Origin of the sequence: Pseudomonas sp. PsB (assembly GCF_043658375.1) — a bacterium.
Classification (GTDB): domain Bacteria; phylum Pseudomonadota; class Gammaproteobacteria; order Pseudomonadales; family Pseudomonadaceae; genus Aquipseudomonas; species Aquipseudomonas putida_Z.
Window position 1 is genome coordinate 502,694 of sequence record NZ_JBIGLU010000001.1, and the last position, 23,510, is coordinate 526,203.

General features: G+C 64.2%; 25 protein-coding genes. 11 read left to right on the top strand and 14 right to left on the bottom strand.

Annotated features, from left to right (window positions below; translation table 11 throughout):
- Positions 1-81: 81 nt before the first annotated feature.
- From thiS to ACGLHT_RS02380, 4 genes are all read left to right on the top strand, one after another.
- Positions 82-282, top strand: a complete 201-nt coding sequence (gene thiS, locus ACGLHT_RS02365; RefSeq protein WP_003257817.1) for a sulfur carrier protein ThiS — start codon at positions 82-84, stop codon at positions 280-282.
- A 53-nt stretch (positions 283-335) separates the two neighbouring features.
- A complete protein-coding gene (locus ACGLHT_RS02370) occupies positions 336-1,130 on the top strand; it encodes a thiazole synthase (protein ID WP_013974625.1) in 795 nt (264 codons plus the stop codon).
- A gap of 9 nt (positions 1,131-1,139) precedes the next feature.
- The gene (gene trmB / locus ACGLHT_RS02375) at positions 1,140-1,862 is read left to right on the top strand and encodes a tRNA (guanosine(46)-N7)-methyltransferase TrmB (RefSeq protein ID WP_013974624.1); all 723 of its coding nucleotides are present in this window, start codon (positions 1,140-1,142) and stop codon (positions 1,860-1,862) included.
- A gap of 467 nt (positions 1,863-2,329) precedes the next feature.
- Complete coding sequence (locus ACGLHT_RS02380; RefSeq protein ID WP_212734933.1) at positions 2,330-2,515, top strand: hypothetical protein; 186 nt, start codon at positions 2,330-2,332, stop codon at positions 2,513-2,515.
- 37 nt (positions 2,516-2,552) lie between these two features.
- On the opposite strand, the gene ACGLHT_RS02385 is transcribed toward ACGLHT_RS02380, so the two are convergent.
- The 9 genes from ACGLHT_RS02385 to ACGLHT_RS02425 form a co-directional block, all read right to left on the bottom strand.
- The gene (locus ACGLHT_RS02385; protein WP_003257821.1) at positions 2,553-2,879 is read right to left on the bottom strand and encodes a DUF3392 domain-containing protein; all 327 of its coding nucleotides are present in this window, start codon (positions 2,877-2,879) and stop codon (positions 2,553-2,555) included.
- A 9-nt stretch (positions 2,880-2,888) separates the two neighbouring features.
- Complete coding sequence (gene hemW, locus ACGLHT_RS02390) at positions 2,889-4,064, bottom strand: radical SAM family heme chaperone HemW (RefSeq protein WP_075046652.1); 1,176 nt, start codon at positions 4,062-4,064, stop codon at positions 2,889-2,891.
- Positions 4,061-4,657, bottom strand: coding sequence for an RdgB/HAM1 family non-canonical purine NTP pyrophosphatase (rdgB, locus tag ACGLHT_RS02395; protein ID WP_003257822.1), 597 nt, complete (start codon positions 4,655-4,657; stop codon positions 4,061-4,063). The genes hemW and rdgB overlap by 4 nt, the downstream gene beginning before the upstream one ends.
- Positions 4,654-5,088, bottom strand: coding sequence for a DUF4426 domain-containing protein (locus tag ACGLHT_RS02400; protein WP_025340971.1), 435 nt, complete (start codon positions 5,086-5,088; stop codon positions 4,654-4,656). The genes rdgB and ACGLHT_RS02400 overlap by 4 nt, the downstream gene beginning before the upstream one ends.
- A gap of 22 nt (positions 5,089-5,110) precedes the next feature.
- Positions 5,111-5,731: a methionine biosynthesis protein MetW gene (gene metW / locus ACGLHT_RS02405; protein ID WP_015272149.1), complete on the bottom strand. Its 621-nt coding sequence runs from the start codon at positions 5,729-5,731 to the stop codon at positions 5,111-5,113.
- Positions 5,732-5,738: 7 nt separating this feature from the next.
- Positions 5,739-6,878: a homoserine O-acetyltransferase gene (locus tag ACGLHT_RS02410; protein WP_013974620.1), complete on the bottom strand. Its 1,140-nt coding sequence runs from the start codon at positions 6,876-6,878 to the stop codon at positions 5,739-5,741.
- Positions 6,879-6,977: 99 nt separating this feature from the next.
- A complete protein-coding gene (locus ACGLHT_RS02415; RefSeq protein ID WP_013974619.1) occupies positions 6,978-7,568 on the bottom strand; it encodes a YggT family protein in 591 nt (196 codons plus the stop codon).
- Between the two features lie 10 nt (positions 7,569-7,578).
- Positions 7,579-8,397: a pyrroline-5-carboxylate reductase gene (gene proC, locus ACGLHT_RS02420; RefSeq protein WP_025340969.1), complete on the bottom strand. Its 819-nt coding sequence runs from the start codon at positions 8,395-8,397 to the stop codon at positions 7,579-7,581.
- A gap of 38 nt (positions 8,398-8,435) precedes the next feature.
- Positions 8,436-9,122 carry a YggS family pyridoxal phosphate-dependent enzyme gene (locus tag ACGLHT_RS02425; RefSeq protein ID WP_274078227.1) on the bottom strand — a complete coding sequence of 229 codons (687 nt, stop codon included), beginning with the start codon at positions 9,120-9,122 and terminating at the stop codon, positions 8,436-8,438.
- Between the two features lie 65 nt (positions 9,123-9,187).
- Between ACGLHT_RS02425 and ACGLHT_RS02430 the strand changes: the two genes are divergently transcribed.
- Positions 9,188-10,186 carry a type IV pilus twitching motility protein PilT gene (locus tag ACGLHT_RS02430; protein WP_274119832.1) on the top strand — a complete coding sequence of 333 codons (999 nt, stop codon included), beginning with the start codon at positions 9,188-9,190 and terminating at the stop codon, positions 10,184-10,186.
- Between the two features lie 127 nt (positions 10,187-10,313).
- Here ACGLHT_RS02430 and ACGLHT_RS02435 read toward each other — a convergent pair whose 3' ends face one another.
- Positions 10,314-10,949: a C40 family peptidase gene (locus ACGLHT_RS02435; protein ID WP_085587723.1), complete on the bottom strand. Its 636-nt coding sequence runs from the start codon at positions 10,947-10,949 to the stop codon at positions 10,314-10,316.
- A 166-nt stretch (positions 10,950-11,115) separates the two neighbouring features.
- On the opposite strand from ACGLHT_RS02435, the gene ACGLHT_RS02440 reads away from it, so the two are divergent.
- Positions 11,116-11,535: a TM2 domain-containing protein gene (locus tag ACGLHT_RS02440; protein ID WP_013974614.1), complete on the top strand. Its 420-nt coding sequence runs from the start codon at positions 11,116-11,118 to the stop codon at positions 11,533-11,535.
- Positions 11,536-11,681: 146 nt separating this feature from the next.
- Here ACGLHT_RS02440 and ACGLHT_RS02445 read toward each other — a convergent pair whose 3' ends face one another.
- The 3 genes from ACGLHT_RS02445 to ACGLHT_RS02455 all read right to left on the bottom strand — a co-directional run bounded on the left by ACGLHT_RS02445 (position 11,682) and on the right by ACGLHT_RS02455 (position 16,567).
- Positions 11,682-12,380: an SPOR domain-containing protein gene (locus ACGLHT_RS02445; RefSeq protein ID WP_025340965.1), complete on the bottom strand. Its 699-nt coding sequence runs from the start codon at positions 12,378-12,380 to the stop codon at positions 11,682-11,684.
- 1 nt (position 12,381) lies between these two features.
- On the bottom strand, positions 12,382-14,118 hold the full coding sequence (argS, locus tag ACGLHT_RS02450) for an arginine--tRNA ligase (protein ID WP_137162586.1): 1,737 nt from the start codon (positions 14,116-14,118) through the stop codon (positions 12,382-12,384).
- A 229-nt stretch (positions 14,119-14,347) separates the two neighbouring features.
- On the bottom strand, positions 14,348-16,567 hold the full coding sequence (locus tag ACGLHT_RS02455) for a primosomal protein N' (RefSeq protein WP_274119833.1): 2,220 nt from the start codon (positions 16,565-16,567) through the stop codon (positions 14,348-14,350).
- Positions 16,568-16,734: 167 nt separating this feature from the next.
- Between ACGLHT_RS02455 and rpmE the strand changes: the two genes are divergently transcribed.
- The 3 genes from rpmE (at position 16,735) to ACGLHT_RS02470 (ending at position 19,220) form a co-directional block, all read left to right on the top strand.
- On the top strand, positions 16,735-16,950 hold the full coding sequence (gene rpmE / locus ACGLHT_RS02460; RefSeq protein WP_003257833.1) for a 50S ribosomal protein L31: 216 nt from the start codon (positions 16,735-16,737) through the stop codon (positions 16,948-16,950).
- A 2-nt stretch (positions 16,951-16,952) separates the two neighbouring features.
- Positions 16,953-17,774 carry a thermonuclease family protein gene (locus tag ACGLHT_RS02465; RefSeq protein WP_025340962.1) on the top strand — a complete coding sequence of 274 codons (822 nt, stop codon included), beginning with the start codon at positions 16,953-16,955 and terminating at the stop codon, positions 17,772-17,774.
- A gap of 177 nt (positions 17,775-17,951) precedes the next feature.
- Positions 17,952-19,220 carry a malic enzyme-like NAD(P)-binding protein gene (locus ACGLHT_RS02470; protein WP_024087853.1) on the top strand — a complete coding sequence of 423 codons (1,269 nt, stop codon included), beginning with the start codon at positions 17,952-17,954 and terminating at the stop codon, positions 19,218-19,220.
- A 215-nt stretch (positions 19,221-19,435) separates the two neighbouring features.
- Here ACGLHT_RS02470 and ACGLHT_RS02475 read toward each other — a convergent pair whose 3' ends face one another.
- Positions 19,436-21,886 (bottom strand): penicillin-binding protein 1A, encoded by a 2,451-nt coding sequence (locus ACGLHT_RS02475; RefSeq protein WP_394518630.1) that lies wholly within the window; start codon positions 21,884-21,886, stop codon positions 19,436-19,438.
- A 207-nt stretch (positions 21,887-22,093) separates the two neighbouring features.
- On the opposite strand from ACGLHT_RS02475, the gene pilM reads away from it, so the two are divergent.
- Both pilM and ACGLHT_RS02485 read left to right on the top strand, forming a co-directional pair.
- The gene (gene pilM, locus ACGLHT_RS02480; protein ID WP_137162581.1) at positions 22,094-22,975 is read left to right on the top strand and encodes a type IV pilus biogenesis protein PilM; all 882 of its coding nucleotides are present in this window, start codon (positions 22,094-22,096) and stop codon (positions 22,973-22,975) included.
- Complete coding sequence (locus ACGLHT_RS02485; RefSeq protein WP_137162580.1) at positions 22,972-23,508, top strand: PilN domain-containing protein; 537 nt, start codon at positions 22,972-22,974, stop codon at positions 23,506-23,508. The genes pilM and ACGLHT_RS02485 overlap by 4 nt, the downstream gene beginning before the upstream one ends.
- Positions 23,509-23,510 lie beyond the last annotated feature (2 nt).

The window sequence follows — 23,510 nt, forward strand, 5'->3', positions numbered from 1 at the left end:
TAATGGCGTGCAGCGCCCTTGGGTTGCAGGGCGGTTCAGCGCTAGAATGCGGGCCCCCAAAGAACAATGGTGGCCGTGCGCATGCGCATTCAACTGAACGGTGAACCTTACGAATTGCCCGCTGGCGAAAGCGTCGCGGCCCTGCTGGCCCGCCTGGAGCTGACCGGGCGCCGCGTCGCGGTGGAACTTAACCTGGATATCGTGCCGCGTAGCCAGCACGACAGCACGCTGTTGAACGACGGCGACCAGGTCGAAGTGGTCCACGCCATCGGTGGCGGCTGATTCCGGCCGGCGATTCACCTGCAAGCCCAGCAACCTTTTCCCGAGGAACAACCATGAGCAACGTTCGTAGCGACAAGCCCTTCACCCTGGCCGGGCGTACTTTCCAGTCGCGCCTGCTGGTCGGTACCGGCAAGTACCGTGACATGGAAGAAACCCGCCTGGCCATCGAAGCCTCGGGTGCCGAGATCGTCACCGTTGCCGTGCGCCGCACCAACATCGGCCAGAACCCGGGCGAGCCGAACCTGCTCGATGTGCTGCCACCGGACCGCTACACCATCCTGCCGAACACCGCTGGCTGCTACGACGCGGTCGAAGCCGTGCGCACCTGCCGCCTGGCCCGCGAACTGCTGGATGGCCACAACCTGGTCAAGCTGGAAGTACTGGCTGACCAGAAAACCCTGTTCCCCAATGTGATCGAAACCCTCAAGGCCGCCGAAGTGTTGGTCAAGGATGGTTTCGACGTGATGGTCTACACCAGCGACGATCCGATCATTGCCCGCCAGCTGGCCGAAGCCGGCTGCATCGCGGTCATGCCGCTGGCGGGCCTGATCGGTACCGGCCTGGGTATCTGCAACCCCTACAACCTGCAGATCATCCTGGAAGAGTCCAAGGTGCCGGTGCTGGTCGATGCTGGCGTGGGTACCGCCTCCGACGCCACCATCGCCATGGAAATGGGCTGTGAAGCGGTGCTGATGAACTCGGCCATCGCCCACGCCCAGCAGCCGGTGCTGATGGCCGAGGCCATGAAGCACGCCATCGTCGCCGGTCGCATGGCCTACCTGGCCGGCCGTATGCCGAAGAAACTCTATGCCAGCGCCTCTTCGCCGCTGGATGGTCTGATCAAGTAAGAGCCCCTGATGACTGAATCGCACGATACGCCGATCACCCCCGACGGCGAAGCCCGCCCGCACCGCCGCATCAAGAGTTTCGTGATGCGCGCCGGGCGCATGACCGAAGGCCAGCAACGTGGCCTGGAGCAGGGCGGCCCGCTGTACATCCTGCCGCTGGCCGACAGCCCGGTGGACTACGACCAGGTGTTCGGCCGCTCGGCGCCGCGTACCCTGGAGATCGGCTTCGGCATGGGCCATTCCCTGCTGGAAATGGCTGCTGCCGCGCCTGAACAGGACTTCATCGGTGTGGAAGTACACCGCCCGGGTGTTGGCGCGCTGCTCAACGGCGTGCTGACCCAGGGCCTGAAGAACCTGCGGGTATATGACTGCGATGCCATCGAAGTGCTGAACCGCTGCGTGGCGGACAACAGCCTCGACCGCCTGATGCTGTTCTTCCCCGACCCATGGCACAAGGCGCGCCACCACAAGCGCCGCATCGTCCAGCTGGAGTTCGCCGAGCTGGTACGACGCAAGCTCAAGCCCGGTGGCGTGTTCCACATGGCCACCGACTGGGAACCGTATGCCGAGTACATGCTGGAAGTGATGAGCGCTGCCCCGGGCTATCGCAACCGTGCGGCTGACGGTACCTACGTGCCGCGCCCGGAAGAGCGCCCGATCACCAAGTTCGAGCGCCGCGGCGAGCGGCTGGGGCATGGGGTTTGGGATTTGAAGTTCGAGAAGGTGGATTGACCGGCTGATACGGCCTTTCGATATGCCGATGCCTGCAGAAATGCAGGCGAAAAAAAACCGCCTTGAGAAGGGCGGTTTTTTTATGTGAGCGACAGGACTGAGTATCCTTCGCTCTGAGGTTTCACAGAAAACCCTCACACAGTTGGCTGATCATAGGCCGCGTAGCGGGGGAACGTCAATGCTCAGAAATATCCGGCATCACGTGTGTCGGAGCGGTTAACAGTCTTGGGTGAGCATTCCAAGTATCATCGCGCTGCTCCTGTGTGGATGAAATCAGTGATGGGCCGGGTAGGAGAAGAATTCTGCTTTCCGGCCCCTTCGACACGGCCTGAGAACCGTGCCGGTGCACCTCTTCGAAGGGCCATTGACCTGGCCACTTCACAGAAGACTCTCACACAGTTTTCGAAGGCATCGAAGTACCGGTTAGATGCTGGAAGATTGGCCCGCCAACACGGAGGCCAAGGCATATGAAGCGTTTGCTTGATGCGCTGAGCCGCGTTTGGACGCTCGTCCGGATCTTGACTGTGCTCAAGACCGTTCGGGACTTCTGTGGGAGCGGGCGTGCCCGCGAAACAGGCGACGCGGTGGATGGCACCGGCTTTGCCGGTGTTCGCGGGCATGCCCGCTCCCACAGTGACCGCATGCGCATTTAAATTTTGAGCAAGACAGTTGCTCCTGCAAGGCCGTGGCTCAGCCCCGTCGATCCGCCACCACCCCGATCAGCACCAGTACCACCAGCAACACCGGCGCCAGCGCGTAGTTGTTGAACTGGCTCAGCCCTTTCACCACCCAAGGCGTGGCATAGATCAGCGCCGCACCGCTGCCTATCATCACCAGCAAAGCCATGAACGGTACGCGCAGGGCGCCCGCCAGGCCGCCCAGGCGCTGTTCCACCCAGCCCTTGATATCGGTGCCGAAAAGCACCAGCAGGCAGCCTACCAAGGCCAGTGAAATCTCCGACAGGTTGCTGCGGCTCCAGCGAGAAACCGTCGCGAGCAGATCAAGTACCAGATCCATGGGTCATCCTTAGGTCAAGAAATACTGCAGCAGGTCATTGAGGAACAACTGGCCCCTTGGCGTGGCCACCAGTCGATCCGGTTCGACCTGCAAAAGGCCCTTTTGTTCGGCCGCGCGGCGTGCCTCGCGCAGTTGTGCCAGCGGCAAACCGGTGCGTTGGGTGAACAGTTCGGCTTCCACCCCATCGGTCAGGCGCAGGGCGTTCATCAGGAACTCGAACGGCAGCTCGTCGACTGGCAGCAGCTTTTCGCCGGCCTTGAACGGCTTGGCCAGGTTCAGGTAGTCCTTGGGCAGGCGGGTTTTCCAGGTGCGCAGGATGCGCCCGTCGGCGAAGGTCAGCTTGCCGTGGGCACCAGCGCCGATGCCGATGAAGTCGCCAAAGCGCCAGTAGTTGAGGTTGTGCCGGGCAGCGCGCCCCGCCTGGGCATAGGCCGAAACCTCGTACTGGCGGAAGCCGTGTTCGGCCATCAGTGCCTGGCCGGCCTCCTGGATATCCCAGAGGATGTCGTCCTCGGGCAGCTCGGGCGGCTGGTTCCAGAACACCGTGTTCGGCTCCACGGTCAGCTGGTACCACGACAGGTGCGTCGGCCCCAGGTCGATGGCCTGGCGCAGGTCGCCCAGCGCGTCGTCGAGCGACTGGTCGGGCAGGCCGTGCATCAGGTCCATGTTGAAGTTGTCGAAGCCGGCGGCGCGCGCCATGCCGGCGGCGCGGACCGCTTCATCGCCATTGTGGATACGCCCCAGCGCCTGCAGTTTGGCTGGCTGGAAGCTCTGCACACCGATGGACAGGCGATTGATACCGGTTTGCCGGTAGGCCTTGAACTTGTCCTGCTCGAACGTGCCCGGGTTGGCCTCCAGGGTGATTTCGATGTCCGGCGCAAACGGGATGCGTTGCTCTACGCCACGCAGCAGTCGGCCAAGGGCGTCGGCACTGAACAGGCTAGGGGTACCGCCGCCGAAGAAGATCGAGCTGATCGGCCGGCCTTGCACGGCGGCCAGTTCCTGGTCGAGGTCGGTCAGCAGGGCGGCGACGTAGGCATCTTCCGGCAGTTCAGGCCCGGCAGCGTGGGAGTTGAAGTCGCAGTAAGGGCATTTGCGTACGCACCACGGGATGTGTATGTACAGCGCCAGCGGCGGCAGGCTGGTGAAGCCCGCCGCGCCGGGGGTGGACAGCGTTTCGATCATGCCAGGCCCAGACGTTGGCGCAGCAGGGCCATGGCGCGGGCGCGGTGGCTGAGCTGGTTCTTGTCCACAGGGGCCAGGTCGGCGCTGGAGCAGCTGCGCTCCGGTACCCAGAACAGCGGGTCGTAGCCAAAGCCGTGCTCGCCACTGGCCTCGAACATGATGCGCCCGTGCCACAGGCCTTCGCACAGAATCGGCAGCGGGTCGTCAGCATGGCGCACCAGTGCCAGGACGCAGACGAACTGTGCGCCACGCTCGGCTTCAGGCACGTCCTTCAGCGCTTCGAGCAGCTTGGCGTTGTTCGCCGCGTCACCCTTGCCGTCGGCATAGCGCGCCGAGTAGATGCCCGGCGCGCCGCCGAGGAAGTCCACCGCCAGGCCCGAATCGTCGGCCAGGGCCGGCAGGCCGGAAATGCGTGCGGCGTTGCGCGCCTTGAGGATGGCGTTCTCGACGAACGACAGGCCGGTTTCTTCCGGCTCGACCTGGCTGAACTCGCCGATCGAGCGCAGTTGCACGGACGCGCCGAGCATGGCCTGGAGTTCCTTGAGTTTGCCGGCGTTGTGGCTGGCCAATACGAGTTGCTGGAAATTCATCATTCGCCTGGGAAAACGTCCTGATTGAAGCTGAGGGAGTTGCTGATGCCGCCGGTTTCGATATTCAGGTCGAAGGTGACGGTTTCTGGCTGGTCGATCTTGAACTGGGCAATGTAGTACACCGCGCCCTGTTCGGTGATCTGCTTGAACGACAGCGGGCTGCTGCGCCCGGTCAGGTCCTTGACCGTGCCGCTGACCACAGCCGTGGCGGGCTTGTTGGCCTTGAGCACGGCGATGTTGAGTACGCCCTGGTTCTTGCTGCGTACCAGGCCGGTGGCTGCGGCCACCTCCGGTGTCAGCATGCTCGAGGTGAACGCGCTGTAGTGCACCGTCACGTCGCCAAACACTTCCTTGCGCTCGGGACGGGCAGCATCGGCAGCCAGTACCGGCAGGGCCAGGCACAGGCTGATCAGGAACAGGGCTAGGCGACGCATGGGGTGATTCCTCCGGTGGGCGTCAGACCGCGAGCTGATGTTCTTGCAGGCCCGGGCTGCTGACGCGGTAGATGCCGATCTCACCTAGAAGATTAGGCCAAAGCCGGCCACCCCACCCGTTGCGGTGCAAGTGGTCGACCGCCAGGCGGTCTAGCACCTTGGCGCGGCGCTCGTGGCACAGCTCTTCGAAGTCGGCGAAGGTGCAGAAGTGGATGTTTGGCGTGTTGTACCAGGTGTACGGCATGAAGTCCGAAACCGGCATGCGGCCTTTGGTCGCCAGGTACCAGCGGCAACGCCAGTGGCCGAAGTTGGGGAAGGTGATGATGCACTGGCGGCCCACGCGCAGCATCTCGTCGAGGATGCGGTCGGGGTACTCCACGGCCTGCAGGGCCTGGGTCATGATCACCACGTCGAAACTGTTGCTGGCGAAGTTGCCCAGGCCCTTGTCCAGGTCCTGCTCGATGACGTTGACGCCCTTGGCCACGCAGGCGGCGATGTTGTCGGCGTCGATCTCCAGGCCATAGCCGGTGACCTGCTTGCGGTCGCGCAGCGAGGCCAGCAGTTCGCCGCTGCCGCAGCCCAGGTCGAGTACCCGGCTACCGGCGGGGATCCAGTCGTGGATGATTTCCAGATCGGCTCTCATGCTGTCCTCAGATGGCAATGCGGTTCATGTAGTTCGAGAAACCCTGCATGTAGCGAGGCGTGGGGATCAGGAAGGCGTCGTGCCCGTAAGGCGAGTCGATCTCCAGGTAGCAGACGTTCTTGCGCGCGGCCATCAGGGCGTCGACGATCTCGCGCGAACGGGCCGGGGAGAAGCGCCAGTCGGTGGTGAACGACATGATGCAGTAATCCGCCTTGACGTGGGCCAGGGTGGCCGCCAGGTCGCCGCCCTGGGCGGCGGCGGGGTCGAAGTAGTCCAGCGCCTTGGTCATCAGCAGGTAGGTGTTGGCGTCGAAGCGCCCGGAAAACTCCTCGCCCTGGTAGCGCAGGTAGCTCTCGACCTGGAATTCGACGCTGTGGAAGTCGTAGTTGAGCTTGTCGCTCTTCAGCTCGCGGCCGAATTTTTCACCCATCGAGTCGTCCGACAGGTAGGTGATGTGGCCGACCATTCGCGCCAGCATCAGGCCGCGCTTGGGGATCACGCCCTGGTCCTGGAACGAACCACCGTGGAATTCGGGGTCGGTGAGGATGGCCTGGCGTGCCACTTCGTTGAAGGCGATGTTCTGTGCCGACAGCTTGGGCGCCGAGGCGATGTCGACGCAATGGCGCACGCGCTCGGGGTAGCTGATGGTCCACTGCAGCGCCTGCATGCCACCCAGGCTGCCACCGACCACGGCGGCCCACTGCTGGATGCCCAGGCGCTCGGCGAGACGCACCTGGCTGTGCACCCAGTCTTCCACGGTCAGCACCGGGAAGTCGGCGCCATAGGGCTTGCCGGTGGCCGGGTTGATGCTGCTGGGGCCGGTGCTGCCGTTGCAGCCGCCCAGGTTGTTCAGGCTGACCACGAAGAAGCGGTTGGTGTCGATCGGCTTGCCAGGGCCGATGCAGCTGTCCCACCAGCCCGGCTTGCGGTCGGTGGCGGCATGGTAGCCAGCGGCATGGTGGTGGCCGGAAAGGGCATGGCAGATCAGCACGGCGTTGCTCGCGCTGGCGTTCAGGGTGCCATAGGTCTCGTAGACCAGTTCGTAACTGGCCAGGGAGCGGCCACAAGCCAGTGCCAGCGGTTCATCGAACCGGGCGGTTTGCGGTACTACCAGACCGACGGAATCTTCGGGAAAGACAGTGGACATCGACCCTGCTCACGCTTGACGGAGGCGTAAGTCTAAAGAGCGCTACCCCCAGCGGCAAGCAGAGGCTTGTCGCTGGAAGCAACCCGGGTCAGGTGAGGCTCAGATCATCCGCCACAGCTCTTGTGGCATGCCGGCGTAGGCGGCCAGCGGCGGCATGACGAACGACTGGATTACCTGGATCGCGAGGAAGGCGAAGATCGGCGAGATGTCCATGCCGCCCAGGTTGGGCACGATGCGGCGGAACGGTGCCAGCACCGGTTCGCTGATCTGGTAGGCCAGTTCGGCCGCCGGGTTGTGGCTGTTGGGAGCAACCCAGGACACGATCACCATGACGATCATCGCCACCCAGAAAATCTTCAGGAACAGCGAGGTGATACCGATGATGGCCCACATCAGTAGGTGCAGGATGTCACCGAAGGTGCCGTAGGTGACCATCAGCACGAAAGCCATCAGCAACGCCTGGATGACCACCGACAACAGCAGCGACGAGGTATCCAGCCCACCAACGCTGGGGATGACCCGGCGGATCGGCTTGAGCAGCGGTTGTGTGGCGCGCACGGCGAACTGGCACAGTGGGTTGTAGAAGTTGGCCTTGACCAGCTGTAGGACGAAGCGCAGCAGGACGATCACCAGGTACAGGCTGACCAGGGTTTGCACCACGAAGATCGCGGCGCCGGACAGTGCATTCATCTAAGGCTCCTTATTTGCCCAGTTGTTCGGCCAGCTCGGCGGAACGTGTAGCCGCAGCCTGCAGCGCCTGTTCGACGATGGCTTCGAAGCCGCTGGCCTGGAACGACTTGATCGCCGCTTCGGTAGTGCCGGCAGGCGAGGTGACACGGCGGCGCAGTTCGGCAGCATCGACATCGCTGGCAACCGCCATGCGTGCGGCGCCCAAGGCTGTCTGCAGGGTCAGCTGCGAGGCGGTTTCACGTGGCAGGCCAAGCTTTTCGCCTGCCGCGGTCATGGCTTCGATCAGCAGGAAGAAATACGCCGGGCCGCTGCCGGAGACAGCCGTCACGGCGTCCAGTTGCTGCTCCTGCTCCAGCCACAGGGCGGTGCCCACGGCCGACAGCAGTTGCTCGGCCTGTTGGCGTTGTTCGCTGGATACTTCCGCGGTGGCGTACAGGCCGCTGACGCCTTGGCGCAGCAGTGCCGGGGTGTTGGGCATGCAGCGCACCACCGGGCGAGCGCCGACCCAGCTTTGCAGGCTGGCGCAGGTGATGCCGGCGGCGATGGAAACGATCAGCTGGCCATCCTGCAGGTTTGGTTGCAGGGCTTGGCACACGGCTTTCATGACCTGGGGCTTGACCGCCAGGACGATGACGTCGGCACCATCGATGGCCTGGGCGTTGTTCTCGAAGGTTTCGATGCCGTGCTCGGCCTGGATGCGGCTGCGGGTCTCGGCGCCCGGGTCGCTGGCGCGGATCTGCGAGGCGTCCAGGCCCTGGGCACGCAGACCACCGATCAGGCTGGCGGCCATGTTGCCGGCGCCGATGAAGGCAATACGAGTCTTGCTCATGTCAGGTCCTTGTGGGAAAGAGTGAGTAAAGCATGGAATCAGGGCTGCCCGTAGTCGCGGGCACCGAACAGGGCGGTACCGATACGCACCCAGGTCGCACCCTGTGCAATGGCCGCTTCCAGGTCGTGGCTCATGCCCATGGACAGGGTGTCCAGGCCAAGGCCAAGGCCTTCCTGCAATTGGCGCAGGGTGGCGAAGGCAGCTTCCTGGGCGGCGCGGTCATCAGTGGGTTCTGGGATGGCCATCAGCCCGCGCAGGCGCAGGCTGGGCAGCGCGGCTACCGCCTTGGCCAGGGCCGGCAGGTCGGCGGGGGCGCAGCCAGATTTGCTGTCTTCGCCGCTGACGTTCACCTGCAGACAGATGTTCAGTGGCACCAGCCCGGCCGGGCGCTGCTCCGAGAGGCGTTGGGCGATTTTCAGGCGGTCCACGGAATGTACCCAGTCGAAATGCTCGGCGATGGCTTTGGTCTTGTTCGACTGAATGGGGCCGATGAAGTGCCAGATCAAGGGCAGGTCGCCGAGCGCCTGCTGCTTTGTCAGCGCTTCCTGTAGGTAGTTTTCCCCGAAATCGTACACGCCGGCGGCGTGGATCTCGCGGATGGCGCTGGCTGGCTTGGTCTTGCTCACGGCCAGCAACTGGACGCTGGCCGGTTCACGCCCGGCAGCCTGGGCAGCGCTGGCGATACGGGCGGAAATAGCGGAAAGGTTGTCTGCTAGGGTGGACATGGACTGATGCCGGCGGCTGTGGGGTTTGCGGCATTCTACCTACTTGAAGGCCTTTGGGGAGTCTCATGGATGTGACCGACCTGTTGGCCCGGGCCGTGGAGGCGGGGGCTTCCGACCTGCACCTGGCGGCGGGCCAGATACCGATGTTGCGCCTGGATGGCGAGCTGCAGCGCATGGCCCTGCCGACCTTGGGCCCGGCTGCCTTGACCGAGGGCATGGCACCCATGCTGGATGAAGACCAGCGCCGACAGTGGGCCCAGGGTGATGAGCTGGACCTGGCGCTGGAATTGCCGGTGCTGGGGCGCTTTCGGCTGAACCTGTTTCGCCAGTTGCATGGCCCTGCGGCCACCTTCCGCCTGATCCCGGGGCATATCGCCACGCTCGATGAACTCGACCTGGGGGATGTGTTTCAAGCTGTTGCGCAGTGTAGCGATGGCTTGATCCTCGTGGGTGGGCCGACCGGCAGCGGCAAGTCCAGTACATTGGCGACACTGCTTGACCAGCTGAACCGCGATCGGGCTCTGCATATCATCACCCTCGAAGACCCTGTCGAAGTTATCCACAGTAGCCAGCGCAGCCTGGTCAACCAGCGTGAGGTCGGCCGCCATTGTGGTGGGTTCGCCCAGGGGTTGCGCAGTGCCCTGCGCCAGGACCCGGATGTGATCATGATCGGTGAGCTGCGCGACCTTGAAACCATTCGCCTGGCCTTGCGTGCGGCCGAGACCGGACACCTGGTGCTGGCGACGGTGCATACGCGCTCGGCGGTGAGCAGTATCGACCGGTTGGTGGAGGTGTTCGCTGCCGAAGAGAAGCCGCTGGTGCGGGCGATGCTGGCCGAGTCGTTGCGCCTGGTGGTGGCGCAGGTGCTGGTCAGGCGTGCGGGCGGTGGGCGGGTTGCTGCGCGGGAAGTGCTGGTGGTGACGTCAGCGGTGCGTAACCTGGTTCGGGAGGGGCGGATGGCGCAGTTGTGTTCGGTGATGCAGGCGGGTGGTGCGGACGGGATGCGGACGATGGAAGGGGCGATGCGAGAGTTGAAGGAGAGGGGGCTGATCAGCGATCTATAGTGCCTGTGCTGGCCCTTTCGCGGGTAAACCCGCTCCCACATGGATAACACAGCCTTCGAATGCTGTGGTGTACCTGTGGGAGCGGGCGTGCCCGCGAAGAGGCCGATACAGGAGAGCGCCGATCAGATCAGCGCTTGGCCAGGTTCAGCTGCTGCTGTTCTTTCGGCAGCACTCGCTTGGCCACCACGTAATGCTTCTGCCAGTAAGGCTTGCTCAGGGTGTCGATGCTTACCCGCTTGCCACGGCGTGGAGCATGGATGAAGCGGTCGTTGCCCAGGTAGATGGCAACGTGGTTCACCCGGCGGCTCTTGATGTTGAAGAAGATCAGGTCACCTGGCTTCAGGTCACCCTTGGCTACCTTGACGCCATGGCCCTGGGCCATGGCATTGGAGGTGCGCGGCAGGTCGACGTCGGCGACGTCGTTGAAGGCGTATTTGACCAGCCCGCTGCAGTCGAAGCCTTTCTTCGGGCTGCTGCCGCCCCAGACATAAGGGGTGCCGAGCACATTCACCGCACGGCTGAGAACATCGCTGCTCTGCTTCGGCGACATGGCGGCGACCGGCGCACCGGGCACGCTGCGGCTGCTGGCGGCATAGCTTGGGCGGGTGCGCAGCGCGGTCTGCTTGACCGGTGCATGTCTTACCGAGGCATTGGTGGTGTAGCCGGTAAAACCATTGGGAAGACGTTGCTCACGATTGGTGGCGTGGGCGGCCAGGGGCAATAATAGGCAGAGGGTCAGCCATGTCTTGAGTAAAGGCGGCATAGATGAAGCTCTTATGAATAGTTATGTGTTGGGCGCGCAACTTTATAACAGCTTTTTGATCAATCTTTGATCCGTTGGTCGATTGTCCAGGTGCCGTACGTCGGCCTGCGACAAGAAAGTCACATTTTTTCTTAGAAAATTTTCGGATAACCCACGGGGGCTATGAATGAACAGTTATCAACAGGGGGCGCCGTTTCACGACACCCACAGCAAGACCATTGGCTACCTGCTATGGATTTTCGGCTTTACCGGGTCGCATCGTTTCTATTACGGCAAGCCGGTAACCGGCACCATCTGGTTCTTCACCCTGGGCCTGCTGGGTATCGGCTGGTTGATCGACCTGTTCCTGATCCCGTCCATGGACCGTGAAGCCGACCTCAGGTTCCAGTCCGGGCGCATTGACTACAACATCGCCTGGATCCTGCTGACCTTCCTCGGGGTGTTTGGGCTGCACCGGCTGTATCAGGGCAAGTGGATCACCGCGATCATCTACTTCTTTACCGGCGGGCTGTTCCTGGTGGGGGTGCTGTATGACTTCTGGACGCTGAACAGCCAGGTTTCCGAGCGGAATGCGGGGCGGGGTTGAGTTCACATGGGGGCTGCTTTGCAGCCCTATCGCGACACAAGGCCGCTCCTACAGGGATCGCGTAAACCCGACTTTCAGGTTTACCCGCACATTGTAGGAGCGGCCTTGTGTCGCGATAGGGGCGCAAAGCGCCCCCCGAATGCAGGTTACTGACGGGTCTGCCGCTGTTGCAGCAGCAGGTTGCTGAAACCTGCCCCAGCCAGTTGCTTCTGCGCCCCGGTCAGCTGCTCGCGGTTGCTGAACGGCCCCACCAGTACGCGGTACCAGGTTTCGTCCTTGACCGTGCCCGACTCCACCTTCACCGACTGGCCCAGCAGGATGATCTGCGCGCGCACCTTGTCGGCATCGGCCTGCTTGCGGAACGAACCAGCCTGCAGGAAGAACTGGGTGGTTGCCGCCGGCTTGATCACCGGTGGTGCCGGTGGCGGGGTCTGGCCCATCAGCGCCGCCTGGGCTCGCGCCGTGTCGATCTTCGCCGCTTCGGCCGGCGTCACCGGGGTCACCGGCTGGGCTGGGACAGGTGGCGTCTTCTCTGGCACGGCCTCCGGCGGCACGATCACCTCGGACTCCGGCAGCAGCGTGTAGAAGTCGTACTTCGGCTTCACCGGCTGCTGCGGGGTGGCCTGCGCCGGCTTGCCGGCTTCGGCCACTTTCTCCGCCTTCTGCTGCTCGGGCTTGGTGCGCTTGATGTCTTCGCCACCGGGCTCGAGCTTCATCAGGAACACGATGAACGCGCCTACGGTCAGGCCGACCGCCAGCCATACCCAACCGGGAATCGGCTGCTTGGCCGGCGCCGTCTGGCGGCTGGCGCCGCGTTTGGGTGCGGGTTTTTTCTTGGCAGCCAACTTACATGCGCTCCAGGGTTTCCAGGCCGAGCAGTTCCAGACCTTGCTTGAGAGTGCGGCCGGTCAGCGCCGCCAGGCGCAGGCGGCTCTGCTGCTGCTGCGGGGTTTCGGCGGCAAGAATCGGGCAGTTCTCGTAGAAGCTGGAGAACAGGCCGGCCAGGTCGTACAGGTAGCTGCACAGCACGTGCGGCGTGCCCTTGTCGGCGACGTTGTTGAGGATTTCGCCAAACTGCGCCAGGCGCGCGGCCAGGTCTTGCTCGTGGGCAGCCTGCAGCACGATGTTGCCGTCGACTTCATCGAAGCCCTTGCCCAGTTTGCGGAATACGCCGGCCACGCGGGTGTAGGCGTACAGCAGGTAAGGCGCGGTGTTGCCTTCGAAGTTGAGCATCAGCTCGAAGTTGAAGCTGTAGTCGCTGGTGCGGTGCTTGGACAGGTCGGCGTACTTCACTGCGCCAATGCCCACCACTTCGCCGATGTGGCGCAGTTCTTCGTCGGCCAGGCTCGGGTTCTTTTCCTTGACCAGCGCGTAGGCGCGCTCCTTGGCCTCGGTGAGCAGGTCGATCAGCTTCACGGTGCCGCCGTCACGGGTCTTGAACGGGCGGCCATCGGCGCCGTTCATGGTGCCGAAGCCCATGTGCTCCATCTGCATCGGGTGGCCGACGAAGCCTGCGCGGCGTGCAACTTCGAACACCTGATTGAAGTGCAGGGCCTGGCGCTGGTCGACGAAGTACAGGGCGCGGTCTGCCTTGAGCACGTTGCTGCGGTAGCGCACGGCAGCCAGGTCGGTGGTGGCGTACAGGTAGCCACCGTCGGCCTTCTGCACGATCACCGGCAGTGGTTCGCCTTCGCTGTTCTTGAACTCGTCGAGGAACACGCACTGGGCGCCCTGGTCTTCGACCAGCAGGCCCCTGGCCTTGAGGTCGGCGACCACGTTGGCCAGGTCGTCGTTGTAGGCGCTTTCACCCATCACGTCGGCCATGGTCAGCTTGACGTTGAGCAGCTCGTAGGTCTTCTGGCAGTGCGACAGCGAAATGTCCTTGAAGCGCGTCCACAGGGCCATGCAGTCCGGGTCGCCGGCCTGCAGCTTGACCACCAGGCCACGGGCACGGGTGGCGAACTCTTCGGATTCGTCGAAGCGCTTCTTGGCGGCGCGATAGAAGTTTTCCAGGTCCGACAGCTCGTCGCTGGTGATCGGGTTTTCTTCCAGGTAGGCCAGCAGCATGCCGAACTGGGTGCCCCAGTCGCCCACGTGGTTCTGGCGGATCACGTCATCGCCGAGGAACTCCAGCACGCGCGCCACGCTGTCACCGATGATGGTCGAACGCAGGTGGCCGACGTGCATCTCCTTGGCCAGGTTGGGTGCCGACATGTCGATCACAACCTTTTGCGCAGGGCCGGCCTTGCGCGCGCCCAGGTGGGCGTCGGCCAGTGCGGCATCCAGGCGGTTGGCCAGGGCGTCGGTGTTCTGGAAGAAGTTGAGGAAGCCGGGGCCGGCGATCTCGACCTTGCTGATGTCGGCGCTGGCCGGCAGGGCATTGATCAGTTTCTCGGCCAGGTCGCGCGGCTTCATGCCGGCCGGCTTGGCCAGCATCATGGCGATGTTGCTGGCGAAGTCGCCGTGGGTCTTGTCCCGGGCGTTTTCCACCTGGATCGCCGGCGACAGCCCTTCAGGCAGCACACCGTCGGTGACGAGTTGGGTGAGGGCTTGCTGGATCAGCTGGCGAATGGTGTCTTTCATGGGGATCTCTTTTCGACCGCAAGCGCGGTGGAGCGCTTGGATGCGCAGGTGGAAAAACTGGGCATTATCCGTGGCTGGGGGCGGGTTGCCAACCTTTGGGGGTTGCTTGCCTTGAGAATGCCGGGGCCGCTTTGCGGCCCATCGCGACACAAGGCCGCTCCTACAGGCGTTACGCGCCCCCGTGTAGGAGCGGCCTTGTGCCGCGATGGGCTGCAGAGCAGCCCCAACGTCAGTACAGGTCGACTGGATCGACATCCAGCGACCACCGCACCTGGCGCCCGCTCGGCATCTGCTCCAACACTAGCAACCAGGCGCTGATCAGTCGATGCAAAGGCGCCCGCGTATTGGCCTGTATCAACAGTTGCGCGCGGAAGCGCCCGGCGCGGCGCTCCATCGGTGCTGGCACCGGCCCCAGCAACTCGATGCCGGGCAGGCGCTGTTCGGCCACCAGGCGCTCGGCGGCGGCGCAGGCCTCGTCGAGGAAACCTTCGGCCTGCCCGGGCTTGTGCGCTTCGGCGCGCAGCAGCGCCAGGTGCGAGTAAGGCGGCAGCCCGGCGGCGCGGCGTTCGTCCAGGGCCTGCTCGGCGAAGGCGAAGTAGCCCTGCTCGGTAAGCTGCACCAGCAGCGGATGGTCGGCCAGGTGGGTCTGGATGATGACCTTGCCGGGTTCCTCGGCTCGCCCGGCCCGCCCGGCAACCTGCACGATCAGCTGTGCCATGCGTTCGCTGGCGCGGAAATCGCCGGAGAACAGCCCGCCATCGGCATCGAGGATGGCCACCAGGGTCACCCGCGGGAAGTGATGGCCCTTGGCGAGCATCTGGGTGCCGACGAGGATGCTCGGCTGGCCGCGCTGGATGGTGCTGAACAGGTTGTGCATGGCGTCCTTGCGCGCCGTGCTGTCGCGGTCCACACGCAGGATCGGGTAATCCGGGAACAGCACTTTCAGGCGTTCCTCGGCACGCTCGGTGCCGGCGCCGACCGGGCGCAGGTCAACGTGGTTGCACTGCGGGCACTGCTGCGGCAGGTGCTCGTCATAGCCGCAATGGTGGCAACGCAGCACGCCGGAGCGCTGGTGCACGGTCATGCGCGCATCGCAGCGCGGGCATTCGGACAGCCAGCCGCAATCGTGGCAAAGCAAGGTCGGGGCGAAACCGCGGCGGTTGAGGAACACCAGCACTTGCTGGCCCGCTTCCAGGGTTTGGCGGATGGCCTGCTGCAGTGGGCCGCTGATGCCGCTGTCCAGCGGCAGGCTCTTCACATCCAGGCGCAGCATGCGTGGCGGGCGGGCACCGCCGGCGCGCTGGTTCATGCGCAGCAGGCGGTAGCGACCGGTCAGGGCGTTGTGCAGGGTTTCCAGCGATGGCGTGGCAGAACCGAGCAGGATCGGGACGTTTTCCTGGTGGGCGCGCACCAGCGCCAGGTCGCGGGCGTGGTAGCGCAGGCCTTCCTGCTGTTTATAGGAACCGTCGTGCTCCTCGTCGATGATGATCAGGCCGGGGTTCTTCATCGGCGTGAACAGCGCCGAGCGGGTGCCGATGATGATGTCGGCCTCGCCGTCCCTGGCTGCCAGCCAGGCATCCAGGCGTTCGCGGTCGTTCACCGCCGAATGCAGCAGGGCGATGCGGGCGTTGAAGCGTTGCTCGAAGCGGGCCAGGGTCTGCGGGCCGAGGTTGATCTCCGGGATCAGCACCAGGGCCTGCTTGCCGGCTTCCAGTGTTTCGCGGATCAGCTGCAGGTACACCTCGGTCTTGCCGCTGCCGGTGACACCGGCCAGCAGGAAGGCGCCGAAGCCGCCAAAGCCTTCGCGCACGGCGTCGAAGGCGCCGCGTTGCTCTTCGTTGAGCGGCAGTTCCGGCTGTGCCAGCCAGTGTTCGTGGCGCAGCGACGGCAAGTGGCGGCGGACCTCGATCTGCACCAGGTCCTTGGCCAGCAGCAGGTCCAGGCTGTCCTTGTTCAGGTTGAGCTTGGCCAGCAGGCTGTGGGCCACGCCGTGCGGGTGCTGGGCCAGGGTCTTGAGGGCATCGCGCTGGCGTGGTGCGCGGGCGATGCGCGGGTCTTCCAGACGAGCGCCGGGGGCGACGTGCCAGAAGCGCTCCTGGCGCATCTCGGCGGGTTCGCCCTGGCGCAGCAGGGTCGGCAAGGCCCAGCTCAGGGTGTCACCCAGGCTGTGTTGGTAGTACTGGGCGGTCCACAGGCACAACTTGAACAGCGACGGCGGGATCGGCGACACCGGGTCGAGCAGGGCGCTGGCCGGCTTGAGCTTGTCGGCGGGCACTTCGCTCTGCTCGCACACCTCCACCAGCACGCCGATCATTTCGCGGCGGCCGAATGGCACGCGAATGCGCATGCCCGGGGTCAAGGCCTGGCGCGCCATGCTTGCCGGCGCCTTGTAGTCGAACAGGCGACGCAGCGGGGAGGGCAGGGCAAGGCGCAGGATGACGTCGGACACGCGGAAAGTCTCGGAGGGCGTTTCAAAGACTGGCGAGCCTAGCAGACGACGGTCGGTGCAAGCGACAACTTGCGCTGGCGTGATGCTCTGGTATTATTCGCCGCCTAATTACGTGCGGTATTCAACAATTGGTGTTGGGTGGCGGCACGCAGCTCGAGGAAGTGACCATGAAAGCAGATATTCATCCGAACTACGAAGTAGTTGCAGTCACCTGCAGCTGCGGCAACAAGTTTGAAACCCGTTCGACCCTGGGCAGCACCCTGGCGATCGACGTTTGCAACCTGTGCCACCCGTTCTACACCGGTAAGCAGAAAGTCCTGGACACCGGTGGTCGCGTACAGAAGTTCGCCGATCGCTTCGGTATGTTCGGTACCAAGAAGTAATCATGCGCATGGCGAACCCCTCGGGTTTCGCATTGCTGCAAAAAAAGGCGCCCCTTGTGGGCGCCTTTTTTATGGGCGTCATCTGGCATTTCCCGGCCCTGGCGTTCTGCCCGCTACCAGGCAGCCCTCAGCAGGTGGCGGTGCGCCAGGTGGTCGATGGCGATACCTTGCGTCTGGTCGATGGCCGCAGCGTGCGACTGATCGGCATCAACGCCCCGGAAATCGGCCGTAACGGGCGCACCAGCGAGCCCTATGCCGAGGCCGCCAGGCAGCGTTTGCAGGCCTTGGTCAAGGCCAGCGACGGGCGTGTCGGGCTGGAGCCGGGCGTCGAGTCCAAGGACAAATACGGCCGCACGCTGGCGCATATCTACGGCCGCAATGGCGACAATATCGAAGCACAGTTGCTCAGCGAGGGCTTGGGCTATCGCGTCGCGGTTGCCCCAAATGTGCGCCTCAGCGCTTGCCAGCAGCTTGCCGAGCAGGCTGCGCGCAAGGCTGGCTCCGGGCTGTGGCGTCGTTCGCCGGTGGTGCGTGCCGGGGATGTCCGGCAGTCGGGTTTCGCGGTCATTGCGGGCCGCATCGAAGGCGTGGAGCGCAACCGTGGCGGGGTCTGGCTGAACCTGGACGGTGCGGTGGTGCTGCAGGTTCCCGCTCGTCTGCAGCGCAACTTCCCCGCCAGCTTCTTCGATAACCTCAAGGGACGCCAAGTCGAGGCGCGTGGCTGGGTGCTGGATCGTTCCCGCAAGGGCGGCCTCAAGCCCGGGCAGCGACGCTGGCTGTTGCCGTTGACCGATCCGAGCATGTTGGAGCGCATTTCAGGCTAAAAGATGTAGACATTTCGCTATTGGATTGTACACACTGTTAGCCGTATGCCCCGTGGGTTATAGCGTAAAGTCGTAGGCTAAAGGCCTTGACACAAGTGACCGACCAGTCTTGTGGCTCCCCGGCTCTTTGCGTATCCTCGGCGGTCCGTCAGAACAGTAAATAGCGGAATGCCCACCATGTCAGACCTGAAAACCGCCGCTCTCGAATATCACGCTCAACCTCGTCCGGGGAAACTGAGCGTCGAACTCTCCAAGCCCACCGCCACCGCCCGTGACCTCGCCCTGGCCTACAGCCCAGGTGTTGCTGAGCCCGTGCGTGAAATCGGCCGTGATCCAGAGCTGGCTTACAAATACACCGGCAAAGGCAACCTGGTTGCGGTGATTTCCGATGGCACCGCCATCCTCGGTCTGGGTGACCTCGGCCCACTGGCTTCCAAGCCGGTCATGGAAGGCAAGGGTGTTCTGTTCAAGCGTTTCGCCGGTATCGACGTGTTCGACATCGAAGTGGAATCGGAAAGCCCGCAGGCGTTCATCGACACCGTTCGCCGCATCTCGATCACCTTCGGTGGCATCAACCTCGAAGACATCAAGGCGCCTGAGTGCTTCGAAATCGAGCGCACCCTGATCGAACAGTGCGACATCCCGGTATTCCACGATGACCAGCACGGTACCGCCATCGTCACCGCGGCCGGCATGATCAACGCCCTGGAAATCGCCGGCAAGAAGCTGGAAGACGCCAAGATCGTCTGCCTGGGTGCCGGCGCTGCCGCCATCTCCTGCATGAAGCTGCTGGTGAGCATGGGTGCCAAGGTCGAGAACATCTACATGATCGACCGCAGCGGCGTGATCCACGCTGGCCGTGACGACCTGAACCAGTACAAGGCGCAGTTCGCCCACGCCACCGACAAGCGCACCCTGGCTGACGCCCTCGACGGTGCCGACGTGTTCGTAGGCCTGTCCGGCCCGAACCTGCTGAGCGCCGAAGGCCTGAAGTCGATGGCAGCCAACCCGATCGTGTTCGCCTGCTCGAACCCGGACCCGGAAATTTCGCCAGAGCTGGCGCATGCCACTCGCAGCGACGTGATCATGGCTACCGGTCGTTCCGACTACCCGAACCAGGTCAACAACGTACTGGGCTTCCCATTCATCTTCCGTGGTGCCCTTGACGTTCGCGCCAAGCGCATCAACGAAGAAATGAAGATCGCCGCTGCCATCGCCCTGAAAGACCTGGCCAAGCTGCCAGTGCCGAAGGAAGTCTGCGATGCCTACGGCGTACAGGCGCTGGAATTTGGCCGTGAGTACATCATTCCGAAGCCGCTGGACGCTCGCCTGATCACCGTCGTTTCCGACGCTGTGGCCAAGGCCGCCATCGAATCCGGCGTGGCTACCCTGCCGTATCCGAAGCACTACCCGCTGACCAGCGTGGATGACGTGTTCAAAGGCTGATTGCTGCCTGGCGACATAAAAAAGCCCCGGCTCGTATGAGCCGGGGCTTTTTGTTTACACGCTGCACTGATGATGCGATCCCTTGTAGGAGCGGCCTTGTGTCGCGAAAGGGGTGCGAAGCGCCCCCGGGGTTCATGCATCAAGCAGACATTGCTGGGGCCGCTTTGCGGCCCTTTCGCGACACAAGGCCGCTCCTACACGGACGGCGTTAACCTTCAGAACAGATCCATCGGCGCCGCTTCATCCGCCGGCAACGGGCTGCCCGGTGCTGCGCCAGTGCCCAGTTCGTCCACCGACGGCGGCGAGTCTTCGGCCTTGAACAGCTCGAAGTAGGCATTCGGCGTGCTCGGCGAAGCGGCACGGCCGCTGACCGGGTCGACGCGCAGGCTGAGGATGCCTTCCGGCTCTGCCGGCGCATGCGCAGGCTTGTCCTTGAGTGCCGCGCCCATGAAGCTCATCCAGATCGGCAGTGCCGCGGTGCCGCCGTACTCGCGGCGACCAAGGGTTTCGGGCTGGTCGAAACCGACCCACACGGTGGTCACGTAGTCGGCGTTGTAGCCGGAGAACCAGGCGTCCTTGGACTCGTTGGTGGTACCGGTCTTGCCTGCCAGGTCGGTGCGGCCCAGGGCCAGCGCCCGGCGGCCGGTACCGCGCTTGATCACGTCCTGCAGCATGCTGGTGAGGATGTAGGTGGTGCGCCCGTCGATGATCTGCTCGGCCACGGCCGGCACCTGCGGTGCAGGCGCCACCTGGCTGAAGGCTGCGGGTGCCTCGCCCGGCATGGCGGCGGTGCTGATCGGCTGTTCGGGCGCGGCCACACCCGCCTGGTCCTCGGCACCTTGCGGTACCCGGGCCGGGTTGGCGGTGAACAATGTCTCGCCGCTGCGGCTTTCGATGCGATCGATCAGGTACGGGGTGATCTTGTAGCCGCCGTTGGCAAAAGTACTCCAGCCTGTGGCGATTTCCATCGGGGTCAGGGTGGCGGTGCCCAGTGCCAGCGACAGGTTGCGCGGCAGGTCCTGCTTGTTGAAGCCGAACTTGGCGATGTAGTCGATGGTGCGGTCCACGCCCATGGCCTGCAGCAGGCGGATCGACACCAGGTTGCGCGACTTGTACAGCGCTTCGCGCATGCGGATCGGGCCAAGGAAGGTGTTGGTATCGTTCTTCGGTCGCCAGACCTTGTCCAGGTACTCGTCGACGAACACGATCGGTGCATCGTTGACCAGGCTGGATGCGGTGTAGCCACTGTCCAGGGCGGCGCTGTAGATGAACGGTTTGAAGCTCGAGCCTGGCTGCCGCTTGGCCTGCATGGCGCGGTTGTAGTTGCTCTGCTCGAACGAGAAGCCGCCGACCAGGGCGCGGATGGCGCCGTTGTAAGGGTCGAGGGTAACCAGCGCACTCTGCGCGCCAGGTACCTGGCTGAACTTGAACTTGCCATCCTCCAGGCGCTGCAGGCGCACCAGGTCGCCGACCTGGGCAACGTCTGCCGGCGACTGCGGCGCACGGCCCTGGGAGTTGCTATTGATGAACGGGCGCGCCCATTTCATGGTGTCCCAGGCTACCAACTCTTCCTGGCCGCTGCGGGTCAGCACCTTGAGGCCGGTTTTTTCGACCTGGGTGACGATGGCCGGCTCCAGGCCGCCAAGGCTGCGCTGCTTGCCCAGCTCCTGCAGCCAGGCCGCCTGGGTGCGGCCCGGGAAGCGTGCTTCGGGGCCGCGGTAGCCGTGGCGCTCATCGTAGTCGGAGAGGCCGTTGAGGATGGCCTTGTTGGCCATTTCCTGCATGTCGCTGGGCACCGTGGTGGTGACGCGGAAGCCTTCGGTGTAGGCGTCGCTGCCGTAGCGGCCGACCATTTCGGCGCGGGCCATTTCGGCGATGTAAGGCGCATTCACTTCAGGCGTGGGCACGTGGTAGCTGGCGTTGAGCGGCTCGGCCAGGGCGGCCTGGTAGCTGGCTTCGTCGATCTTGCCCAGCTTGTACATGCGGCCGAGGATCCAGTCGCGGCGCTCCTTGGCGCGCACCGGGTTGGCCAGCGGGTTGAAGCGCGAGGGTGCCTTGGGCAGGCCGGCGATCATCGCCATCTGCGCCAGGCTCACGTCGCGGATCGACTTGCCGTAGTACACCTGCGCGGCGGCATCGATACCGTAGGCGCGGTTGCCCAGGTAGATCTTGTTCACGTACAGCTCGAGGATCTCGTCCTTGGTCAGCTCACGCTCGATCTGCAGGGCCAGCAGAATCTCGTTGGTCTTGCGCGAGAAGCTGCGCTCGCTGGTGAGGAAGAAGTTCTTCGCCACCTGCATGGTGATGGTACTGCCGCCGGTCTGGATATGGCCGGTTTTCACCAGCTGGGTCGCGGCGCGCATCAGGCTGCTGGGGTCGACACCATAGTGGTTGAGGAAATTGTCGTCCTCGGCCGACAGGAGCGCCTGGATGAATTGTGGGGGAATTTCCGCAAAGCGGATCGGCGAGCGGCGCATTTCGCCGAACTCGGCAATCAGCTTGCCGTCGCTGCTGTACACCCTGAGGGGGATCTGCAACTGGATGCTTCTGAGCGACTCGACCGAGGGCAGGCTGGGGCTAAGATACAGAAACGCACCGCTCACACCGAGTACGAGCGCGCAAATGACTGCGACGGAAGACCACCAGAAGAACTTCAGCAGACGTATCAAGGCTTTTCGGTGTCCAGGTTGGGAGTGGATTGCACGCAGGTCCGGCGGACCAAAAAACGCTGGGCATTATAAGCATTTTTTCGCCTCTCCGGGTTACCGGCCAGGCTGCCCGTCGCCTCGATGGGCCGGCGCGGCCTAGTATTGACGCGGGGTTGGGGCAGGTAGCCGCGACAGATGGCGGCGACAGACAACAAGGATGCCACGATGCTAGGACGCTTCGGCAAGGATGCCGGTTCACTCGTGGGGGTGGAAATTGCCCCCGACTCCGTTCGGATTGTGCAACTGCAGCGGCGTAACCGGCGCTGCCGTGTGCTTGCCTCGGTACAAGAACCGTTCGAATCACCGGCTGGCAGTGACTGGGCGGCAGAGCCTGGCGCCGTGGCGGCTGCCTTGAGGCGCGCCTACCGACGCAGCGGCCTCAGGCAGCGCCGGGTCGCGCTGGCACTGCCGGGCAACCAGGTGATCTGCAAGCTGTGCCACCTGCCAGTGGAACAGGGCGGGGCAGAAATGGAGGCGCAACTGCTGGCTGACGCCGAACGGTTGTTTCCATTTCCGCTGGAAGACCTGGCCCTGGATTTTCAGGTACTGGGAGGCTCTCGTGTCCAGCCGGGCTGCGCCGAGGTGATGGTGGCTGCGTGTCGGCAGAGTGCACTGGCGCCACTTGAGGGCATCGTCGAGGAGGCCGGATTGCAACTGGAGGCCGTGGAGGTCGACAGCATTGCCTTGGGGCGCATGCTGCCGCTGGGCAGGCACCAAAGCTCGGCGCTGCTGCGTATCGAGGCGCAAAGCACCACCCTTCATGGCTGGCAGTCGGGTCGGCCTCAGCAACGGCGTGAGCTGAACTTGGGGCTGTCGACGATAGCGGGGGCGCTGCCGGAGCGCCTGCTGGCCTTGCTCGCTGGTGAGCCTTTGCCCGATTGTCTGTTGATCGCCAGCTGTTCTCCGATCGAACCAAGCCAGTTGCAGAGCCTCGGCTCCCGGTTGAACCTGCCGTGTCGCCTGGTACCCGACCTGGCGCGCGTGGAACACGTCGATGGCGCGATGATCCTGGCGTGCGCCCTGGCTCTCGGAGGGTTGCGCCGATGATGCGGCTGAATCTTCTTCCCTGGCGCGAACGGCAACGCCAGGCTGCGTTGCGATCTTTCCGCAGGCAACTGGTCGCCGGCGCGCTGCTGGCCCTGTGTGGCGTGACGCTGGTCGACCAGCTGGCCCGCCAGCGCGGGCAGCAGCAGGCGCTGGCCAATATCCGGCACCAGGCGGCCCTTGAGGTGTTGGGCGAGCAATTGCAGCCGCTGGCCGATGTGCGTGCGCAGCATGAGGCGCTACTGGCACGTGCGGTGGCGCTGGAAGGCCTGCGTGCCAACCAGGATGTGCTGGCCGGGGTGTTCGCTGACCTCGAGCGGGCGTTGCCAGTGGGTGTGCAACTGCTCGACCTCAGCCTGGAAGACGGCAGCCTGCAGATGACCGGGCTGGCTACGTCCGGTGCCGTGGTCGCGCAGTTCATGCGGGACCTGAGCCGCTCGAGTGCGCTGGTTGGTCTGGAACTCAAGCGCATCAGGAGCCTGCCGGGCGGCGATGAATTCCTGCTGGGCGCGCGCGTTTCGGCGTTCTGGTCGTGAAT